This window comes from Phytohabitans houttuyneae, assembly GCF_011764425.1.
Lineage (GTDB): Bacteria > Actinomycetota > Actinomycetes > Mycobacteriales > Micromonosporaceae > Phytohabitans > Phytohabitans houttuyneae.
In genome coordinates, this window is the sequence record NZ_BLPF01000001.1 from 3675298 (window position 1) to 3695083 (window position 19786).

Here is a 19786-nt window from a genome sequence, read left to right on the forward strand (position 1 = left end):
CCCTGACGGGCGGTGTGGCAGGGAGCGCTACAGGACCTACCTCACACCAGGCCCGGTGAGCACTAGCGGACGAACTCCGCCGCGTTGCTCGTCAGGTCGAGCAGTGGCGCCGGCGCGACGCCCAGCACCAGGGTCGCCACGACGCCGATCATCAGGGCGGCAGCGGTGAGGCCACCGGGATCGACACGGCTGGAGTGGTCTCACCAGGCTCGGAAAGCCACATCATCACCACGACGCGCAGGTACGGGAACGCGAGCAGCATGCTCGTGACCACCCCGAAGATCACCAGCCACGCCTCGCCGGAGTCCAGGGCCGCTCCGAAGACCGCGAACTTCGCGATGAAGCCGCTGGTCAGCGGGATACCGGCGAACGCCAGCAGGATGAACGTGAAGAGGCCGGCAAACAGCGGCGAGCGGCGGCCCAGCCCGGCCCAGCGGGACAGGTGGGTGGCCTCCCCGTCGGCGTCGCGCACCAGCGTGACCACGGCGAAGGCGGCGATCACGGTGAAGCCGTACGCGACGAGGTAGAACATCGTGCTGGACAGGCCGTCCTTGGAGAGCGCGAGCACGCCGACAAGCAGGTAGCCGGCGTTCGCGATCGAGGAGTAGGCGAGCAGCCGCTTGATGTCCGTCTGCGTGACCGCGAGGACCGCGCCGACCAGCATCGTGAGCACCGCGATCACGCCGAGGATCGGCGTGTAGTCCCACGCCGCGCCGTCGAGGGCGACGTAGAGCACGCGGAGCAGCGCGCCGAACGCGGCGACCTTGGTGCAGGCCGCCATCAGGCCGGTGATCGGCGTCGGGGCGCCCTGGTACACGTCCGGCGTCCAGACGTGGAAGGGCGCCGCTGCCGCCTTGAAGAGCAGGCCGATCGAGAGCAGCGCGATGCCGCCGTAGAGCAGCACGGTGCTCTGCGAGGACTCGCGCACGGCGTCGTGGATGTCGCCGAAGTGGACACTGCCCGCGTATCCGTACACCAGGGCGACACCGAACAGGAAGAACGCGGAGGCGTACGCACCGAGCAGGAAGTACTTCAGCGCCGCCTCCTGGCTGAGCAGGCGCCGCCGGCGGGCGAGCGCGCACAGCAGGTACAGCGGCAGTGAGAAGACCTCCAGCGCCACGAACATGGTCAGCAGGTCGTTCGCCGCGACGAAGAGCAGCATGCCGGCGATCGCGAAGACGGCCAGCGGGTAGATCTCCGTGGCGCCCTGCGAGCGGGTGGCCTGCCGGCGGTCGGCGTCGGAGCCGACCGTGATCGCGGCTTGGGCCACGAACGCGCCACCCTGCTCCAGCGAGCGGTCGCCGACCAGCAGCAGCGCCATCAGCCCGAGCAGGATGATCGCGCCCTGCAGGAAGAGCGTCGGGCCGTCGATGGCCACCGCGCCGCCGGCGGTGATGATGCGGGTGTCCGACTCGATCACGATGACGACGAACGCGGCCACGAGGCCGAGCAGCGCCAGCACGAGCTGGGTGGTACGCCGGGCCGAGCGCGGCAGCACCGCCTCGAAGAACACGCCCACGCAGGCGACGCCGAACAGGATCAGCATCGGCGCGACGGCGCCGTAGTCGATCGCCGGAAGCTTGAGATCTTGCATCAGCGCGATGCCTCCTGGACCGCGGGCGCGGGATCAGACTTGTCGACGTCCTGCATGGTCGCCTGGACGGCGGGGTTGATGACGTCGGTGACCGGCTTCGGGTAGAAGCCGAGCAGCAGGATGAGCAGGATCAGCGGGGCGACCACGACCTTCTCGCGGATCGTCAGGTCACGGCGCATCGCGTCCACTGTGGTGAGTGCTGGGTTGAGCGTGCCCTGTGTGGTGCGCTGCACCATCCACAGCACGTACGCGGCGGCCAGGATGATGCCCGCGGTGGCGATCACCGCGACCGTCTTGTTGACCGTGAACGTGCCCAGCAGCACCAGGAACTCGGATACGAACGGCGCCGTGCCGGGCAGCGCGAGCGACGCGAGACCGGCGAAGAAGAGCACGCCGGCCAGGAGCGGCACAAGCTTGCCCGCGCCGCCGAAGTCGCTCACCAGCGCGGAGCCGCGGCGGGCCACGAACATGCCGACCACGAGGAAGAGCAGGCCGGTGGCGAGGCCGTGGTTGACCATGTAGAGCACCGCACCGGTGCCGGCCTGCGTGGTGAACGCGAAAATGCCGATACCGATGAAGCCGAAGTGCGCGATCGACGTGTACGAGACGAGCCGCTTGAGGTCGTTCTGCCCGACCGCGAGCAGGGCCGCGTAGATGATGCCGATCAGCGCGATCGCCAGCGCGTACGGCGCGAACCAGCGGGACGCCTCCGGGAAGAGCGGGAGGCAGTACCGCAGGATGCCGAACGTGCCGACCTTGTCGAGCACGCCGACGAGCAGCGCGGCCGAGCCGGCCGGCGCGGCACCACCGGCGTCCGGCAGCCAGGTGTGGAACGGGAAGAACGGTGCCTTGATCGCGAACGCGACGAAGAAGCCGAGGAACAGCCACCGCTCGGTGCCGGTCGAGAAGTCGGCCGACAGCAGCTGCTGCCAGTCGAAGGTCTTGCCGCCCAGCGCCCACAGCCCGATCACCGCGGCCAGCATGAAGAGGCCGCCGACAAGCGAGTAGAGGAAGAACTTCACCGCCGCGTACTGGCGCTGGTGGCCGCCGTACGAGCCGATGAGGAAGTACATCGGGACCAGCATGATCTCGAAGAACACGTAGAACAGGAACACGTCGGCGGCCGAGAAGACGCCGAGCATCGTGCTCTCCAGCGCGAGCAGCAGGGCGAAGTAGACCGGCACGCTCCGCTTGGAGTTGTCCGCGTCGTGCCACGACGCCAGGATCACCAGCGGCACCAGCACCGCGATCAGCAGCAGCATCACCAGTGCGATGCCGTCGACCGCGAACGTGAAGCGCGCGTCCCACGCGGGGATCCACGTGTAGGACTCGCGGAACTGGAAGCGGTCGCCCTTCGCGTCGTACGCGATCCACATCACGGCCGCGAGCACCGCGACCGCGACCGACCAGATCAGCGCGACCCGCTTGGCGAGCTCCGGCTTGGTGCGCGGCAGGAACGCCACCACCAGCGCACCGACGAGCGGCGCTCCGGTCAGGATGGACAGGAACGGAAAGTCACTCACGCCAACCATCCCAGCTGGAGAGCAAGGAACGCGGCCACGACCAGCAGCGCACCGGTGAGCATGGACATCGCATACGACCGCACGAAGCCGGTCTGCAGCCGGCGCAGCCGGCCCGAGCCGCCCCCGACCGCCGCCGCGAGCCCGTTGACCAGCCCGTCGATGCCACGGTTGTCGAGGAAGACGAGCGCCCGGGTGAGGAAGATGCCGGGCTTTTCGAAGACCGCCTCATTGAACGCGTCCGCGTAGAGGTTGCGCCGCGCCGCGGTGACGATCGGGCCGGCCGGCTGCTCCTGCAGGGCCGTGCCGTTGCGGAACAGCGCGTACGCCAAACCGGCGCCGAGCACGGTGACCACAATGGACAGCGCCGTGATCAGGCCGTGGGAGAGGACCGCCTCGTGCTCCGTGTGCTCGCCGAGCACCGGGTTCAGCCAGTCCGGCACCGAGCTCGCCATCAGGGCGCCCGCGCCGACCGAGCCGACCGCCAGCAGGATCAGCGGGATCGTCATCACCGGCGGCGACTCGTGCGGGTGGTCGATGTCCTCGGTCCACCGCTTCGGGCCGTGGAACGTCAGCACGAAGAGCCGGGTCATGTAGAACGCGGTGAGCGCGGCACCCAGCAGCGCGGCCATGCCGAAGAGCCAGGCGGTCCAGCCCTCCCGCTCGAAGGCCGCCACGATGATCGGCTCCTTCGTGAAGTACCCGGACAGCGGCGGGATGCCGATGATCGCGAGCCAGGCGAGGCCGAAGGTGGCCCAGGTGATCTTCATGTACCGCCACAGCCCGCCGAAGCGGCGGATGTCGGTCTGGTCGTGCATGCCGTGCATGACCGAGCCGGCGCCGAGGAAGAGGCCGGCCTTGAAGAAGCCGTGGGCGAGCAGGTGGATGATCGCCAGTGCGTACGCGCCGCCGCCCAGGCCGACGCCGAGGAACATGTACCCGATCTGGGAGACCGTCGACCAGGCCAGCACCCGCTTGATGTCGTCCTTGGCGCAGCCGATGATGCAGCCGATCAGCAGCGTGAGCGCGCCGACGCTGACCACGACCATCTGCAGTGTCTCGTTCGCCGAGAAGACCGGGTTGGACCGGGCGATCAGGTAGACGCCGGCGGTGACCATCGTGGCGGCGTGGATGAGCGCGGAGACCGGGGTCGGGCCTTCCATCGCGTCCGGCAACCACGCCTGCAGCGGAAACTGGCCGGACTTGCCGGTCGCGCCGAGCAGGAGCAGCAGGCCCAACATCAGCACCACGCCGGCGGAAAGCTCACCGACGCCGTTGAAGACGTCCGCGTAGTTGGTGGAGCCGAGCTGCTGGAACATCAGGAAGATGGCGATCGCGAAGCCGGCGTCGCCGACCCGGTTCATCAGGAACGCCTTCTTGCCCGCGGTGGCCGCCGACGGCCGGTCGTACCAGAACGCGATCAGCAGGTACGACGCGAGACCCACGCCCTCCCAGCCGAAGTAGAGCATCACGAAGTTGTTGCCGAGCACCAGCAGCAACATCGCGGCGGCGAAGAGGTTGAAGTACCCGAAGAACTTGCGCCGCCCCGGGTCGTGCTCCATGTAGCCCACCGCGTAGAGGTGGATCAGCGAGCCGACGCCGGTGATGAGCAGCACGAAGACGGCGGACAGCGGGTCGAAGAGCAGCCCGAAGTCCACGTGGAACGAGCCGACCGAGATGAAGTCGAAAAGCTTCAGCTCGACGCTCTTGTTGTCCAGGCCGCGCAGCTGGAGGAAGTAGATCAGGCCCAGCACGAAGGAGACGGCGATGCTGCCGACGCCCAGCAGGTGCCCCCACTTGTCGGCGCGCTTGCCGAGCAGCAGGAGGATCGCCGCGCTGGCGAGCGGGATGGCCACCAGCAGCCAGACGGTGGACAGGAAACCATCCGCGGCCGCGTATTCCACGGTCTCGTGCATATCCGCCTCAGTACTTCAACAGGTTGGCGTCGTCGACGCTGGCCGACCGCCGCGTCCGGAAGATCGACATGATGATCGCAAGCCCGACCACGACCTCGGCGGCGGCCACCACCATGACAAAGAACGCCATGATCTGGCCGTCGAGGTTGCCGTTGATCCGGCTGAAGGTCACCAGCGCGAGGTTGGCCGCGTTCAGCATCAGCTCGATGCACATGAACAGCACGATCGCGTTGCGCCGGATCAGCACCCCGACCGCGCCGATGGTGAACAGCACGGCCGCGAGTACCAGGTACCACTCGGGATTGGTAGCACTCACTTTTCGGTGCCCTTCAGTGCCGTCTCAGCAGATGTGAGCTCTCGGGCGGGCAGGATCTGGGAGATGCTCCGGTCGGTCAGCGTGCCGTCCGGCAGGCGGCCGGGGGTGGCGACCGAGTCGGACGTGGCGTACACGCCGGGGCCGGGCATCGGGCCGGGGTAGTTGCCCGGCGCGAAGCGCGCCCGCATCATCTCCGGCTGGGTGCGCTTTTCGCCGCGCCGGCGCTCGATGTGCGCCAGCACCATCGCGCCCAACGCCGCCGTGATCAGCAGCGCGGAGGTGACCTCGAACGCGAACACGTACTTGGTGAACAGCAGCGCCGCGATGCCCTGGACGTTGCCGCTGGCGTTGGCCTGCTCGAGGCCGACCGCCGTGGTGTCCGCGAGCGCCCGGTACACGCCGGTGCCGACCAGCCCGGCGAAGCCGATGCCGAGCACGACCGCGGCGAGCCGCTGGCCGCGCAGCGTCTCTATCAGCGAGTCGGACGCGTCCCGGCCGACCAGCATCAGCACGAAGAGGAAGAGCATCATGATCGCGCCGGTGTACACGATGATCTGCGCCAGCCCGATGAACGGTGCCGACTGCAGCACGTAGAACACGCCGAGGCAGAGCATGGTCAGCACCAGCCACAGTGCCGAGTGGATCGCGTTGCGCGCGAAGACCATGCCGATCGCGCCGATCAGGGCCGGCCACACCAGGATCCAGAAGGTGACCGCCTCGCCGGTGGACATGCCGCCGGCCGCCGCGATGCTGCTCATGCGCCACCTCCGGCGGTGCCCGAGCCGTCCGTGGTGTGCTGCTCCGACCACGGCGCCCGCTCGGCTCCCGCGGAAGTGCCCGGGTTGGTCAGCGCACCGAGGTAGTAGTCCTTCTCGGTGTCGCCGAGGTACATCGGGTGCGGCGGCTGGTCCATGCCCGGCAGCAGCGGCGCGAGCAGCTGCTCCTTCGTGAAGATCAGGTCCTTGCGGCTGTCCCGGGCCAGCTCGTACTCGTTGCTCATGGTCAGCGAGCGGGTCGGGCAGGCCTCGATGCACAGCCCGCAGAAGATGCAGCGGGCGTAGTTGATCTGGTACACGCTGGCGTACCGCTCACCCGGCGAGTAGCGCTGGTCCTCGGTGTTGTCGCCGCCTTCGACGTAGATCGCGTCGGCGGGACACGCCCAGGCGCACAGCTCGCAGCCGATGCACTTCTCCAGGCCGTCCGGGTGGCGGTTGAGGATGTGCCGCCCGTGGTAGCGCGGGGCGGAGACCGGCGTCTCGAACGGGTACGCCGTGGTCACCGTCTTGCGGAACATGTGCGCGAAGGTGACCCCGAACCCCTTGAACGCTCCGATGGCGCTCATCTAACTCTCCTTATCCGCGAGGTCTCCGCCGGAGCTCGCGCCGACGTTCGCCGGCTCGCGCTCGGCCACCGCGCGGCGGGCGCGGGGGCTCGGCGGCACCTGGAGGTCCATCGGCGGGATCGGGAAGCTCCCCGGTGGACGGGACTTGATCTGCTCTTCGAGCGGCTTGTCGGGACCCTTCTTCCCGCTCGGCCAGAGCAGCGCGAGCAGGACGATACCGACCAGGAAGCCGCCCAGGATCACGTACTTGCCGTCGCCGGTCTCCGGGTCGCGGTAGACCTGGAGGGCGGCCAGCGACAAGATCCAGACCAGGTTGATCGGCAGCAGCACCCGCCAGCCGAGCCGCATGAACTGGTCGTACCGGAGCCGGGGTAGCGTCGCCCGCAGCCACACGAAGACGAAGACCAGCAGCACGACCTTGATGAAGAACCACAGCAGCGGCCACCAGCCGGAGTTGGCGCCCGCCCAGATCGTGGTGACCGGCGCCGGCGCCCGCCAGCCGCCGAGGAAGAGCGTCGCCGTGGCGGCCGACATCGACACCATCGCGACGTACTCGGAGAGCATGAAGAGCAGGAACTTCAGCGACGAGTACTCGGTCATGTAGCCGGCGACGAGCTCCGACTCGGCCTCGGGAAGGTCGAACGGCGCCCGGTTGGTCTCGCCGACGATCGCGATGAAGAAGATGATGAAGCTCGGCGCGAGCAGGATCGCGTACCAGCCCGGCGCGCTGATCGTCGTGCCGAACAGCTCGTAGTCCTTGCCGCTCGCCTGCGCGGCCACGATCTGGCTGGTCGACATCGTGCCGGAGAGCATGAAGACCGCGACGACCGAGAGGCCCATCGAGACCTCGTACGAGATCATCTGAGCGCTCGACCGCAGGCCGCCGAGGAGCGGGTACGTCGAGCCGGAAGCCCAGCCGCCGAGCACGATGCCGTACACCGCCATGCCGGAGCAGGCGAGGATCAGCAGCACCGCGACCGGCACGTCGGCCACCTGCAGCGGCGTCCGGTGGCCGAAGATGCTCACCATCGGCCCGAACGGGATGACCGACAGCGAGGTCATCGCGCAGATCACCGCGACCGTGGGCGCGAAGAAGAAGACCACCTTGTCCGCGGTGCGCGGCATGATGTCTTCCTTGAACGCGCCCTTGAGGCCGTCGGCGAGCGTCTGCAGCAGGCCGAACGGGCCGGCCTGGTTGAGGCCCGGCCGCACGGCCATCCGCGCCACCACACGCCGCTCGAACCACACGCCGAGCAGCGTGCACAGCATGCCGAACGCGAAGACGGCGACGACCTTGATGATGACCAGCCACCAGGTGTCGTGGCCGAAGTCCTGGAGCGTCGGGTCCTGGGCGAGGAACATCAGTGCCTACCTTTCACTCGCTCGCTCACCGTCGTCGCGGGCAAGCGCCGCGCGCTACGCTCACTCACCGGGGGAAACCCCTTCGAAAGCCGTACCACCGCGCCGGACGTGACGCCGAGCGCCCGCCGGACGGTCGAACCGGGTGAGTTCGTCGGGAGCCAGACGACGCCGTCCGGCATGTCGGTGATCGCCGCCGGCAGCGTGATCGCGCCGCGGTCGGTGCCCACCGTGACCGGGTCACCGTCGGCGACGCCGAGCGCCTCCGCGGGGCCCTTGGCGATCCGCACCACCGGCAGGCGGGCCGTGCCGCCCAGGTACTCGTCGCCGTCGGTCAGGCTGCCCAGGTCGAGAAGGTGGTGCCAGGTCGCCAGCACCGCCTCGCCCGGGCCGAGCTTCGGCTGCGGCGCCGCCGCCGTCACCGGGGCGTCGGGCCGGTCCGCGCGGGTCGCCGGCAGCGAGCCGAGCTCGCGGCGGACCAGGTTGACCTGGCCGGTGCCGAGCGTCACGCCGAGCTGGACGGCGAGCGCGTCGAGCACGCGCGCGTCGTTCATCGCCGGGGTGGAGAGCACCGCCTCGAACGTGCGCAGCCGCCCCTCCCAGTCGATGAAGCTGCCGGCCTTTTCCACCACCGGCGCGACCGGGAAGACCACGTCGGCCCGGCGGCTGACCGCGCTGCGCCGCACCTCGAGGCTGATCAGGAACGGCACCGTGTCGAGCGCCTGCTCGGCCAGCCGCGGGTCGGCCAGGTCGGCCGGGTCGACGCCGGCCACAACAAGCGCGCCCATCCGGCTGCCGGCCGCGGCGGCCAGGATCGCGTTGGTGTCCTTGCCGACGTGGCTGGGGATGACCCCGGCCTCCAGGTCCCAGGCGCCGGCCAGCTCCGCGCGGGCCGCCGCGTCGGTCACCAGCCGACCGCCGGGCAGCAGGTTGGGCAGGCAGCCCGCGTCGACCGCACCCCGGTCGCCCGCGCGCCGCGGGACCCAGGCCAGCTTGGCACCGGTACGGTCGGCGAGCCCGGCGGCGGCGGACAGTCCACCAGGGACGGTCGCGAGCCGCTCGCCGACGATCAGGATCGCGCCCTCGGCACGCAGCGCGTTGGCGATCGACTCGTCGTCGGCCAGCGCCTGGGCCTCCTCACCAGGGGCGACGAGCGCGACCGAGGCGCCGATCTTTTCGAAGCCGCGGGTCGCGAACGGCGCGAGCGCCAGCACGCGGAGGCGGTTCTTCTGGTACGCCTTGCGCAGCCGCAGGAAGAGGATCGGGCACTCCTCCTCCGGCTCCAGCCCGGCGATGACGACGACCGGCGCCTTTTCGACGTCCGCGTACGTCACCTCGGTGCTGCCGACCACTGTGGACGCGAGGAAGTCGGCCTCCTCGGCGCTCAGCGGGCGGGCCCGGAAGTCGATGTCGTTGGTGCGCAGGGCCACCCGGGCGAACTTCGCGTACGCGTACGCGTCCTCGACGGTCAGCCGGCCACCGGTCAGTACCCCGATGCCGTGCGCGCCGTCGCGGGCCTTGCGCAGCCCTTCCGCCGCGACCGCGAGCGCCTCGGACCACGGCGCCTCACGCAGCTCGCCGGTCTTGGCGTCGCGGACCATCGGGGTCGTGATGCGGTCGAACGCGGTGCTGTACTGGAAGCCCCAGCGTCCCTTGTCGCAGTTCCACTCCTCGTTCACCTGCGGGTCGTCGCCGGCCAGCCGGCGCATGACCTTGCCGCGCCGGTGGTCGGTGCGCTGCGCGCAGCCGGCCGAGCAGTGCTCGCAGACGCTGGGCGAGGAGACGAGGTCGAACGGGCGGGCGCGGAACCGGTACTGCGCGCCGGTCAGCGCGCCCACCGGGCAGATCTGAACGGTGTTGCCGGAGAAGTACGAGTTGAACGGGGTGTCACCCTCGCCGTCGCCGACCGCGCCGTCGCCCGTGCCCTCGCCGCCGAAGAAGTCGTCGCGGTACACGTTGATCTGCTCGCCGGACGAGCGGTCCATCAGGTCGATGAACTTGTCACCGGCGATCTCCTCCGAGAAGCGGGTGCAGCGCTGGCACAGCACGCACCGCTCGCGGTCCAGGAGCACCTGGCTGGAGATGTTGATCGGCTTCTGGTACTCGCGCTTGTGCTCGTGAAACCGGGACTCCGCGCGGCCGGTCGACATCGCCTGGTTTTGCAGTGGACACTCGCCGCCCTTGTCGCACATCGGGCAGTCGAGCGGGTGGTTGATCAGGAGCAGCTCCATGATCCCGGCCTGCGCCTTCTTGGCGACCGGTGAGCTGAGCTGCGTCTTGACCACCATGCCGTCGGCGACGGTCTGCGTGCACGAGGCGACCGGCTTGCGCTGCCCCTCGACCTCGACCAGGCACTGCCGGCAGGCGCCCGCGGGCGCCAGCAGCGGGTGGTCGCAGAACCGCGGGATCTCGATACCCATCTGCTCGGCGACCCGGATGAGCAGCGCACCCTTCGGCGCGGTCACTTCGACCCCGTCGATGGTGAGCGTTACCGTGTCCGCCTTCTTGGCCACGTCGGTCATCAGTGCGCCCCTACCAACTGCTTGCCCGAGAGGCGCGGTGCCTTCCGGCCCTCGATGTAGTCCAGGTAGTCCTGCTTGAAGTACTTCACCGAGGAGGTCACCGGGCTGGTCGCGCCGTCACCGAGGCCGCAGAACGACCGGCCGAGGATGTTGTCGCAGGTGTCCAGCAGGGTGTCCAGGTCCTGGTGGGTGCCGCCGCCGGAGAGGATCCGCCGGTAGATGCCCACCATCCAGTAGTTGCCCTCGCGGCACGGGGTGCACTTGCCGCACGACTCGTGGTGGTAGAACTCCAGCCACTTGTACGTCGCGTACACCGGGCAGTCCTGGTCGGAGAAGATCTGCGTCGCGGTGGTGCCGAGGATCGAGCCGGCCGCCGCCACGCCTTCGAAGTCGAGCGGCACGTCGAGGTGCTCGGCGGTCAGCAGCGGGGTCGACGAGCCGCCCGGCGTCCAGAACCGCAGGTTGTGCCCGGGCAGCATGCCGCCGGCCAGCTCGATCAGCTCGCGCAGCGTGATGCCGAGCGAGCACTCGTACTGGCCCGGGTTGGCGATCCGGCCGGACAGCGAGTAGATCATCGGGCCGGACGACTTTTCCGTGCCCATCGTCTTCCACCAGTCGGAGCCGCCGAGCACGATGTACGGCACGCTCGCGATGGTGCCCACGTTGTTGACGACCGTGGGGCTGGCGTAGAGGCCGTGCGTCGCCGGAAACGGCGGGCGCAGCCGCGGCTGGCCGCGGAAGCCCTCCAGCGAGTCCAGCAGCGCCGTCTCCTCGCCGCAGATGTACGCGCCCGCTCCACTGTGGACGACCACGTCGAGGTCGAGGCCGGAGCCGAGGATGTTGGTGCCGAGGTAGCCCTTGGCGTACGCCTCCTGCACCGCGTTGCGCAGCCGGCGGGCCGCGTGCACCGCCTCACCGCGGATGTAGATGAACGCGCGGTTGGCCCGGATCGCGTACGACGCGATGATCACGCCCTCGAGCAGCGAGTGCGGGTCGTGCGTCATCAGCGGCAGGTCCTTGCAGGTGCCCGGCTCGCCCTCGTCGGCGTTGACCACGAGGTAGTGCGGCTTGCCGTCGTTCTGCGGGATGAAGCCCCACTTCAGCCCCGTCGGGAAGCCTGCGCCGCCCCGACCGCGCAGGCCGGAGTCCTTGATGAGCTGGATCAGGTCGTCGGGGTGGGCGGCGAGCGCCTTGCGCAGCGCGGCGTACCCGTCGAGCTGCTCGTACACGTCGATCCGCCACGCCTCCGGCGACAGCCAGCGCTTGGTCAGGACCGGAGTCAGCTTCTCCAGCGTCTCCCGCCGGGGGCTGGTCATTTCGCCTCCTTGAGCGACTGCTCCTGCGCCTTCGACGGCTGCCCGGCGGGCGAGCGGTCGCGGGCCGGCTGGTTGGCCGCCACGCCGGCCGCCTGGGCAGGCGCCGCGTCACCGCGCGAAGACTTGATCGGCGTGTCCGGGTCGAAGCCGGAGACGCTGATCCCGTGGTCCTGCGCGAGCCGCACCCCGCGCAGCGTGGGCGCGCCGGCGGGCCCGTCGGCCATCGCCTCCTCGCGCGGCTCGGCGAAGCCGGCGAGCTGGAGCGCCATCTCCTTGAGCGTGCAGAGGCGGGCGCCCCGCGTCGGCAGCGGCCGCTCGCCGGCGCGGAGCTGGTCGACCACGTGCACAGCCGTTTCCGGGTCGACCTGGTCGAAGAACTCGTAGTTGACCGTCATCACCGGGCCGTAGTCACACGCGGCCAGGCACTCGGCGTGCTCGAAGGTGATCTTGCCGTCGGCGGTGGTCTCGTCGTGCCCGACGCCGAGGTACTCGCTCAGCCGGTCGTAGACCTCCTGGCCGCCGAGCACGTTGCACATCGTGTTCGTGCAGACGCTGACCAGCCAGTCGCCGGAGGGCCGGCGCTTGTACATCGTGTAGAACGTGGCCACCGCGCCGACCTGGGCCTTGGTGATGCCCAGCAGCTCGGCGCAGAACTCCACGCCGGCCGGGGACACGTTGCCCTCCTCGGACTGCACGAGGTGCAGCAGCGGCAGCAGCGCGGACCGGGACCGGTCGGCCGGGTAGCGCGCGATGATCTCCAGCGCCTTGTCGCGCGTGGCGTCACTGAATCCCACTAGCGGTCACACCCACCCATCACGGGGTCGAGAGAAGCGCCTCCAGCGATCACGTCGGCGATCATGCCGCCCTCGGCCATGGCCGGGATCGACTGGAGGTTGATGAAGCTGGGCTCGCGGTAGTGCACCCGGTACGGGCGGGTGCCCCCGTCGGAGACCGCGTGCACGCCGAGCTCGCCGCGCGGCGACTCGATGCCCACGTACACCTGGCCGGGTGGCACCCGGAAGCCCTCGGTCACCAGCTTGAAGTGGTGGATCAGCGACTCCATCGACTGACCCATGATCTTGGCGACGTGCTCCAGCGAGTTGCCCATGCCGTCGACGCCGATGGCGAGCTGCGCCGGCCAGGCGATCTTCTTATCGGCCACCATGATCGGGCCCGGCTTGAGCCGGTCGAGCGCCTGCTCGACGATCTTCAGCGACTCGCGCATCTCGGCCATGCGGACCAGGTAGCGGCCCCACACGTCACCGGTCGGCGTGGTCGGCACGTCGAACTCGTACGTCTCGTAGCCGCAGTACGGCATCGTCTTGCGCAGGTCCCAGGCAAGGCCCGCGGAGCGCAGCACCGGGCCGGTGATGCCGAGCGCCAGGCAGCCGGTGACGTCGAGCACCGCGACGTCCTTGGTGCGCTGGTGCCAGATCGGCTGGCCGGACAGGAGCGCCTCGTACTCCTTGAGCTTCTTGGGCATCATCGTCAGGAACTCGCGGATCTTGACGATCGCCTCGTCCGGTACGTCCTGCGCGACGCCGCCCGGCCGGATGTACGCCATGTTCATGCGCAGCCCGGTGATCATCTCGAAGATCTCCAGGATGTACTCCCGCTCGCGGAAGCCGTAGAGCATCATCGATATCGCGCCGAGCTCCATGCCCGTGGTGGCGAGCCAGACCAGGTGCGAGGAGATCCGGTTGAGCTCCATCATGAGCACCCGGATCGTGTTGGCCCGCTCGGTGATCTGGTCCTCGATGCCGAGGAGCTTCTCGACCGCCAGCGCGTACGCCGTCTCGTTGAACAGCGGCGCCAGGTAGTCCATGCGGGTCACGAACGTCGAGCCCTGTACCCAGTTGCGGAACTCGAGGTTCTTCTCTATGCCGGTGTGCAGGTAGCCGACGACCACCCGGGCCTCCCGGACGGTCTCACCCTCGAGCTCGAGGATGAGCCGGAGCACGCCGTGGGTGGAGGGGTGCTGCGGACCCATGTTGACCACGATCCGCTCGTCCTGGATCGGGTCGGTACCGCCGACGACGGTGTCCCAGTCGCCGCCGGTGACGTTGAAGACCTTGCCCTCGGTGGTCTCGCGCTCAGTCGCGTATCCGGGAGTGGTGGTCATTGGTAGCTCCTCCGCTTGTCCGGCGGCGGTATCTCGGCGCCCTTGTACTCCACGGGCACCCCGCCGAGCGGGTAGTCCTTGCGCTGTGGAAAGCCCTCCCAGTCATCCGGCATGAGGATCCGGGTGAGGTTGGGGTGGCCCTCGAAGATGACGCCGAAGAAGTCGTACGTCTCCCGCTCCTGCCAGTCGGCCGTCGGGTAGACCTGGGTGACGGACGGCACCCGCGGGTTTTCCGCGGAGACCGCCACCTCCAGGCGCACCCGGCGCCGGTACGTCATCGAGGTGAGCTGGTAGACCACGTGCAGGCGGCGGTCGTCGGAGCCCAGGTAGTCCACACCGGACACCGAGGAGCAGAGCTCGAAGCGGAGCCCCTCGCTGTCACGCATCACCCGGCAGACCTCGGCGATCCGCTCCGTCTTGATGTGGAGGGTCAGCTCGCCCCGGTCGACGATCACCTTTTCGATCGCGTCGGAAAGGCCCGGGAACGCGTGGTCGAGCGCGTCGTACACCTCGTCGAAGTAGCCGCCGTACGGCCGGGGGGTGCCGGCCGGGTCGACGTGCCGCCGCACGAGGCCACCGAACCCGGACGTGTCACCGGAGCCGTGGATGCCGAACATGCCGCGACCGGCGAGGCTGGCCGGCGGGTACTCGGCGGGGGCGCCGGCGGTGGCACCGACCGGCGGTGCCTGCGCGGGCACGCCGCCGCCCGGGTCCTCGCTCGGCTTGTTCGGCTCGACGCCGTTTTTGCTCGGCTCGGTCATTACCAGCGGCCTCCGCCCTGAAGGTGCCTCTCCTCTTGCATCCACTTTTCGATGCGGAGCTGCTCCTCGCGACCCTCGCGCACGGCCTGCGTCCACTCGGCGCGCTTGACCTTGTCGGAGCGGTACGACGAGGGCATCGAGCCGGGCGCGACAGCCGGCACGTCACCGCGGGCGATCCGGGCCTCCAGCATCTTGCGGCCGTTGGCGCCGAGCGGCTCGTGCATGATCTTCTCGCGCAGCTTGAGGATCGCGTCGATCAGCATCTCCGGCCGCGGCGGGCAGCCCGGCAGGTACATGTCGACCGGCACGACGTGGTCGACGCCCTGCACGATCGCGTAGTTGTTGAACATGCCGCCGCTGCTGGCGCAGACGCCCATCGACAGCACCCACCGGGGCTCCGCCATCTGGTCGTAGATCTGGCGCAGCACCGGGGCCATCTTCTGGCTCACCCGGCCCGCGACGATCATCAGGTCGGCCTGGCGGGGCGAGGCGCGGAAGACCTCCATGCCCCAGCGGCCCAGGTCGTAGTGGGGGGCACCTGCGGCCATCATCTCGATCGCGCAGCAGGCCAGCCCGAAGGTGGCGCCCCACGTCGAGGTCTTGCGGGTCCAGTTGACCAGCTTTTCGACGCTGGTCAGCAGGATGCCGCTCGGCAGCTTCTCTTCGATTCCCATGGCGCGTCAGACCTCAGTCCCAGTCCAGCCCTCCGCGCCGCCAGACGTAGGCGTACGCGATGAAGACCGTCCCAATGAAGAGCAGCATCTCCACGAACCCGAAGATCCCGAGCGCGTCGAAGGACACGGCCCACGGGTACAGGAAGATGATCTCGATATCGAACACGATGAAGAGCATCGCGGTCAGGTAGAACTTGATCGGAATCCGCCCGCCGCCGACCGGCTCCGGCGAGGGCTCGATGCCGCACTCGTAGGCGGCGAGCTTGGCCTTGTTGAAGCGACGGGGGCCGAGGAGCGGCGCGATCGCGACGGAGAAGATCGCGAACGCCGCGGCGAGGGCGAAGACTCCGATGATGGGTACGTACGACGAGAGCGACATCCTCTTCCCCTGCTCGTCCTTCCCTGCCTGCGTCTATTCGGTCCAGCGGAACTTCGATCGATTCACACTATTCACCCTCGTGTGAGCTCACACGGCGGGGGCCACCCTGGTCATGGCGTTGATGACCCGGTCCATAGCGTCGCCACCACGCGGATCGGTCAGGTTTGCCAGGAGTTTGAGCACGAACCGCATCAGCGTCGGGTGCGGCATGCCGTGCCGGGTGGCGATCCGCATGATCTGCGGGTTGCCGATCAGCTTCACGAAGATGTTGCCGAGCCGGTAGTAGCCGCCGTACCGCGCCTTGAGCTCGGCCGGGTACGCCGCGAGCGCCCGCTCCCGGGCCGGTCCGGCCGGCCGGGACAGCGCCTGCACCGCGACCTCCGCGGCCAGCTCGCCGGACTCCATCGCGTACGCGATGCCTTCGCCGTTGAAGGGGTTGACCATGCCGCCGGAGTCGCCGACGAGCAGCACGCCCCGGGTGTAGTGCGGCACCCGGTTGAAGCCCATCGGCAGCGCGGCGCCAAGAATCGGGCCGTCGGCGTTGGCCTCGTCGGCCATGCCCCAGTCCGGCGGCGTGCTGCCGAGCCAGTCGACAAGCAGCCGGCGGTAGTTGGTCTTGCCGAACGCGGCCGACGAGTTGAGCACGCCCAGGCCCACGTTGACCCGGCCGTCGCCCATCCCGAAGATCCAGCCGTAGCCGGGCAGCAGCTTGTCGCCCGCCTCCCGGCTGCGCAGCTCCAGCCACGACTCGAGGTAGTCGTCCTGGTGCCGCACCGGCGAGCGGTAGTAGCGCCGCACCGCGACACCGATCGGCCGGTCCTCGCGCTTGGCGAGGCCCATCGCGAGCGGGAAGCGGCCGGAGACGCCGTCGGCGGCGATCGTCAGCGGCGCGTGGAACGTCTTTTCCTCGCCGTCGACCTCGGCCACCACGCCCACCGCACGGCCGGCGCCGTCGAGCACCGGGCCGGTCACGTTGGCCTTGGTGTGCAGCACCGCGCCGGCCTTGACCGCCTGCTTGGCGAGCATGTCGTCGAAGTCGAGCCGGGTGCGGACGAGCCCGTAGTCGGGGAAGCTGGCCAGCTCCGGCCAGTCGAGCTCCAGGCGCACGCCCCCGCCGATGACCCGCAGGCCCTTGTTACGCAGCCAGCCCGCTTCGGGGCTGGTGTCGATGCCGAGCTTGACGATCTGCTTGACGGCGCGGGGGGTCAGCCCGTCGCCGCAGACCTTCTCCCGGGGGAACTCGGTCTTTTCCAGCAGCAGCACGCGCAAGCCGTGTTGGGCCAGGTGGTAAGCCGTTGTGGAACCACCCGGACCGGCGCCCACGACAATGACGTCGGCTTCGTCGGTCACGGTTCCACCTCCGATCCGGTGCGCTCGTGAAATGCTTCACAAGCGTTTCCGTGTGGAGTCTAGAACCGCTCCCGGTAGACCACTTGGTTAGGCAACCCTAACGTTCTTGGCCGGCCGCGACTTCGCTGGCCGCACCGGCTTCGCCGGGCCGTCCGGCGGTCGCCGGCGCCTGCTCGGTGATCTTTTCGCCATCGAAGATCATGCCTGCCCGGCCCAGTGTCGCCGTCAGGTCGGCCGCCAAGCGCTGCGCGGCCTCCGGATGCTCTTCGGCCAGTTGCCGCATTTGCGCGAGCATGTCCGCGATCGCGTCGCTTGGTGCGCCAGCCCGCTCACCTTCCCCTTCCATTGGCGCAGCATAGCGCTGATATGCCCCTTTTGCGGCTTTTCTACGCGCGCGTCGCGCGGTGCAGGGCGACGATGCCGCCCGTCAGGTTGCGCCAGGCGACGCCCCGCCAGCCCGCCTCGCCGATCAACGTCGCCAGCCCCGCCTGGTCGGGCCATGCCCGGATCGACTCGGCGAGATACACGTACGCGTCGGGGTTGCTCGAAACGCGGCGGGCCACGACGGGCAGGGAGCGCATCAGGTACGACAGGTAGACCTGCCGGAACGGCTCGGCGGTCGGGTGGCTGAACTCACACACGACAAGGCGCCCGCCGGGCCGCGTGACCCGGGCCAGCTCGCCCAGCGCCGCGGCCGGCCGCACCACGTTGCGCAGGGCGAAGGAGATGGTCACCGCGTCGAAGGCGGCGTCCGGAAACGGCAGGCGCAGCGCGTCGCCGGCCAGCAGCGGCACACCCGGCCGCACCCGGCGCCCGGCCTGGAGCATGCCGATCGACAGGTCCAGACCCACCGCGTACGCGCCGGAGGCGGCCAGCTCCTGGGTGGAGACCCCGGTGCCGGCGCCGACGTCGAGCACCCGCTGCCCCGGCGCCAGGTCGAGCGCCTCCCGGGTCGCCCTGCGCCAGCCGCGGTCGCGGCCGAAGGAGAGGACGGTGTTGGTCAGGTCGTACCGCCGGGCCACTCCGTCGAACATCGCGGCGATCTCGTGCGGCTGCTTGTCCAGGTCTGCGCGGGTCACCGACCCATCATCGGGCACGCGAAAACGTCGCGGGCGGGGCGGTCTCCCACCCCGCCCGCGGCGGACTTGCTCTATGTATACGACCGGCGCGCGGTCGAGACGCCCAACTTGCATGCCGTCCGGGGGCCACCGGGACGGCATCGGGACGCGAGGACGCTAACGGCAGGCCGCGATTTTGCGCGACCCCCGGTTTGTTACCGGAGAGAGACCTGAACGCGACCTCGGTACCCGTTTGTCCGTTTTGGTGGGCAAATATCCGGGCGCACGCGGTGTGCGGTGCTGGGAAGATCCGTCCGTTCGGCTGACTACTTGCTGTCCACCAGCGGTAGCTCGATCCGCGTACCGGCGCCGCCGCCAGGCAAAGCGATGGAGGAGAAGTGTGATACCACGCGGTCGTCGCGCGGGTCCTCCTCCGGCGTGCGGTGCACGGCCAGGTGGCGGTAGAGCGTGTCGCGCTGCGCCGGGATGCGCCCCGCCGACCGGATCATCCAGATCAGCTCGTGCAGGTTGGAGCGGTGCCGGGCGCCGGCCGAGGAGATCACGTTTTCCTCGAGCATGATCGAGCCCAGGTCGTCGACCCCCATGTGCAGCGAGAGCTGCCCCGCCTCCTTGCCGGTCGTGAGCCACGACGCCTGCAGGTGCGCCACGTTGTGGAAGAAGATCCGGGCGACCGCGATAAGCCGCAGGTACTCCACCGTGGAGGCCTGGGTGCGCCCCTTGAGGTGGTTGTTTTCCGGCTGGTACGTCCACGGGATGAACGCCCGGAACCCGCCGGTGCGGTCCTGCACGTCGCGGATCATCGCCAGGTGCTCGATCCGCTCCGCGTTGGTCTCGCCGGTGCCCATCATCATCGTGGCGGTCGACTGGATGCCCAGCCGGTGTGCCGCCTCCATGACGTCCAGCCAGCGCGCGCCCGACTCCTTCAGCGGCGCGATCGCCTTCCGCGGGCGGTCCGGCAGCATCTCCGCGCCGGCGCCGGCGATCGAGTCGAGCCCGGCGGCCTTGATCCGCACGATGGCGTCCTCGATGGAAACCCCCGAGACCTTGGCCATGTGCAGGATCTCGCTCGGGCCGATCGAGTGGATGGCGAGCTGCGGGTACGCGGCCTTGACCGCGGAGAAGAGCTCCTCGTAGTACTCCACCCCGTAGTCGGGGTGGTGGCCGCCCTGGAGCATGACCTGCGTGGCACCGAGCGCGACCGCCTCGCCGCAGCGCCGCAGGATCTCCTCCGTCGGGTGCGTCCAGCCCTCGGCGTGCTTCGGAGCCCGGTAGAACGCGCAGAACTTGCACGCCGTCACGCAGACGTTCGTGTAGTTGATGTTGCGGTCGATGAGGTACGTCACGATGCCGTCCGGGTACCGCCGGCGGCGCACCGCGTCGGCCGCCTCGCCCAGCGCGTGGAACGGCGCATCGGTGTAAAGCAGAAGCGCCTCCTCGGACGTGATCCGCCCGCCACCGGCCCCACGCTGCAGGATGTCATCGATTTCGGCGCTCGCCTTCACGAATCCGAGACTACGGGAAGGTGAGCGCCTCGAT

The 19786-nt window shown here is 69.4% G+C and carries 17 protein-coding genes and 1 pseudogene; all 18 read right to left on the minus strand.

What is annotated here, in order from left to right:
• Window positions 1-62 precede the first annotated feature (62 nt).
• Window positions 63-1594: pseudogene (gene nuoN / locus Phou_RS16415) on the minus strand (NADH-quinone oxidoreductase subunit NuoN).
• A complete protein-coding gene (locus Phou_RS16420) occupies window positions 1594-3117 on the minus strand; it encodes an NADH-quinone oxidoreductase subunit M (RefSeq protein ID WP_173056819.1) in 1524 nt (507 codons plus the stop codon). Before Phou_RS16420 ends, nuoN begins: the two are co-directional and overlap by 1 nt.
• Entirely contained in the window at window positions 3114-5030 is a 1917-nt protein-coding gene (gene nuoL, locus Phou_RS16425) for an NADH-quinone oxidoreductase subunit L (protein ID WP_173056820.1), read from the minus strand. Before nuoL ends, Phou_RS16420 begins: the two co-directional genes overlap by 4 nt.
• A 7-nt stretch (window positions 5031-5037) precedes the next feature.
• A complete protein-coding gene (gene nuoK / locus Phou_RS16430; protein ID WP_173056821.1) occupies window positions 5038-5346 on the minus strand; it encodes an NADH-quinone oxidoreductase subunit NuoK in 309 nt (102 codons plus the stop codon).
• Entirely contained in the window at window positions 5343-6104 is a 762-nt protein-coding gene (locus Phou_RS16435) for an NADH-quinone oxidoreductase subunit J (protein ID WP_173056822.1), read from the minus strand. The genes nuoK and Phou_RS16435 overlap by 4 nt, the downstream gene beginning before the upstream one ends.
• Complete coding sequence (nuoI, locus tag Phou_RS16440; protein WP_173056823.1) at window positions 6101-6688, minus strand: NADH-quinone oxidoreductase subunit NuoI; 588 nt, start codon at window positions 6686-6688, stop codon at window positions 6101-6103. Before nuoI ends, Phou_RS16435 begins: the two co-directional genes overlap by 4 nt.
• Window positions 6689-8053 carry an NADH-quinone oxidoreductase subunit NuoH gene (gene nuoH, locus Phou_RS16445; RefSeq protein WP_173058453.1) on the minus strand — a complete coding sequence of 455 codons (1365 nt, stop codon included), beginning with the start codon at window positions 8051-8053 and terminating at the stop codon, window positions 6689-6691. It lies immediately after the preceding gene.
• A complete protein-coding gene (locus tag Phou_RS16450; protein WP_173056824.1) occupies window positions 8050-10569 on the minus strand; it encodes an NADH-quinone oxidoreductase subunit G in 2520 nt (839 codons plus the stop codon). The genes nuoH and Phou_RS16450 overlap by 4 nt, the downstream gene beginning before the upstream one ends.
• Window positions 10569-11885, minus strand: coding sequence for an NADH-quinone oxidoreductase subunit NuoF (gene nuoF, locus Phou_RS16455; protein WP_173056825.1), 1317 nt, complete (start codon window positions 11883-11885; stop codon window positions 10569-10571). The genes Phou_RS16450 and nuoF overlap by 1 nt, the downstream gene beginning before the upstream one ends.
• Window positions 11882-12679 carry an NADH-quinone oxidoreductase subunit NuoE gene (gene nuoE, locus Phou_RS16460; protein ID WP_173056826.1) on the minus strand — a complete coding sequence of 266 codons (798 nt, stop codon included), beginning with the start codon at window positions 12677-12679 and terminating at the stop codon, window positions 11882-11884. Before nuoE ends, nuoF begins: the two co-directional genes overlap by 4 nt.
• A complete protein-coding gene (locus tag Phou_RS16465; protein WP_173056827.1) occupies window positions 12679-14007 on the minus strand; it encodes an NADH-quinone oxidoreductase subunit D in 1329 nt (442 codons plus the stop codon). The genes nuoE and Phou_RS16465 overlap by 1 nt, the downstream gene beginning before the upstream one ends.
• Window positions 14004-14768: an NADH-quinone oxidoreductase subunit C gene (locus Phou_RS16470; RefSeq protein ID WP_173056828.1), complete on the minus strand. Its 765-nt coding sequence runs from the start codon at window positions 14766-14768 to the stop codon at window positions 14004-14006. The genes Phou_RS16465 and Phou_RS16470 overlap by 4 nt, the downstream gene beginning before the upstream one ends.
• Window positions 14768-15442, minus strand: a complete 675-nt coding sequence (locus Phou_RS16475; RefSeq protein ID WP_173056829.1) for a NuoB/complex I 20 kDa subunit family protein — start codon at window positions 15440-15442, stop codon at window positions 14768-14770. The genes Phou_RS16470 and Phou_RS16475 overlap by 1 nt, the downstream gene beginning before the upstream one ends.
• Window positions 15443-15455: 13 nt before the next feature.
• Window positions 15456-15821: an NADH-quinone oxidoreductase subunit A gene (locus Phou_RS16480; RefSeq protein ID WP_173056830.1), complete on the minus strand. Its 366-nt coding sequence runs from the start codon at window positions 15819-15821 to the stop codon at window positions 15456-15458.
• Between the two features lie 87 nt (window positions 15822-15908).
• Window positions 15909-17171, minus strand: coding sequence for a geranylgeranyl reductase family protein (locus Phou_RS16485; RefSeq protein WP_173056831.1), 1263 nt, complete (start codon window positions 17169-17171; stop codon window positions 15909-15911).
• A gap of 97 nt (window positions 17172-17268) precedes the next feature.
• The gene (locus Phou_RS16490; RefSeq protein WP_173056832.1) at window positions 17269-17517 is read right to left on the minus strand and encodes a hypothetical protein; all 249 of its coding nucleotides are present in this window, start codon (window positions 17515-17517) and stop codon (window positions 17269-17271) included.
• Between the two features lie 40 nt (window positions 17518-17557).
• Complete coding sequence (locus Phou_RS16495; RefSeq protein WP_281365033.1) at window positions 17558-18250, minus strand: demethylmenaquinone methyltransferase; 693 nt, start codon at window positions 18248-18250, stop codon at window positions 17558-17560.
• 305 nt (window positions 18251-18555) lie between these two features.
• Window positions 18556-19752 (minus strand): cyclic dehypoxanthinyl futalosine synthase, encoded by a 1197-nt coding sequence (gene mqnC / locus Phou_RS16500; protein WP_173056834.1) that lies wholly within the window; start codon window positions 19750-19752, stop codon window positions 18556-18558.
• Window positions 19753-19786: the final 34 nt, after the last annotated feature.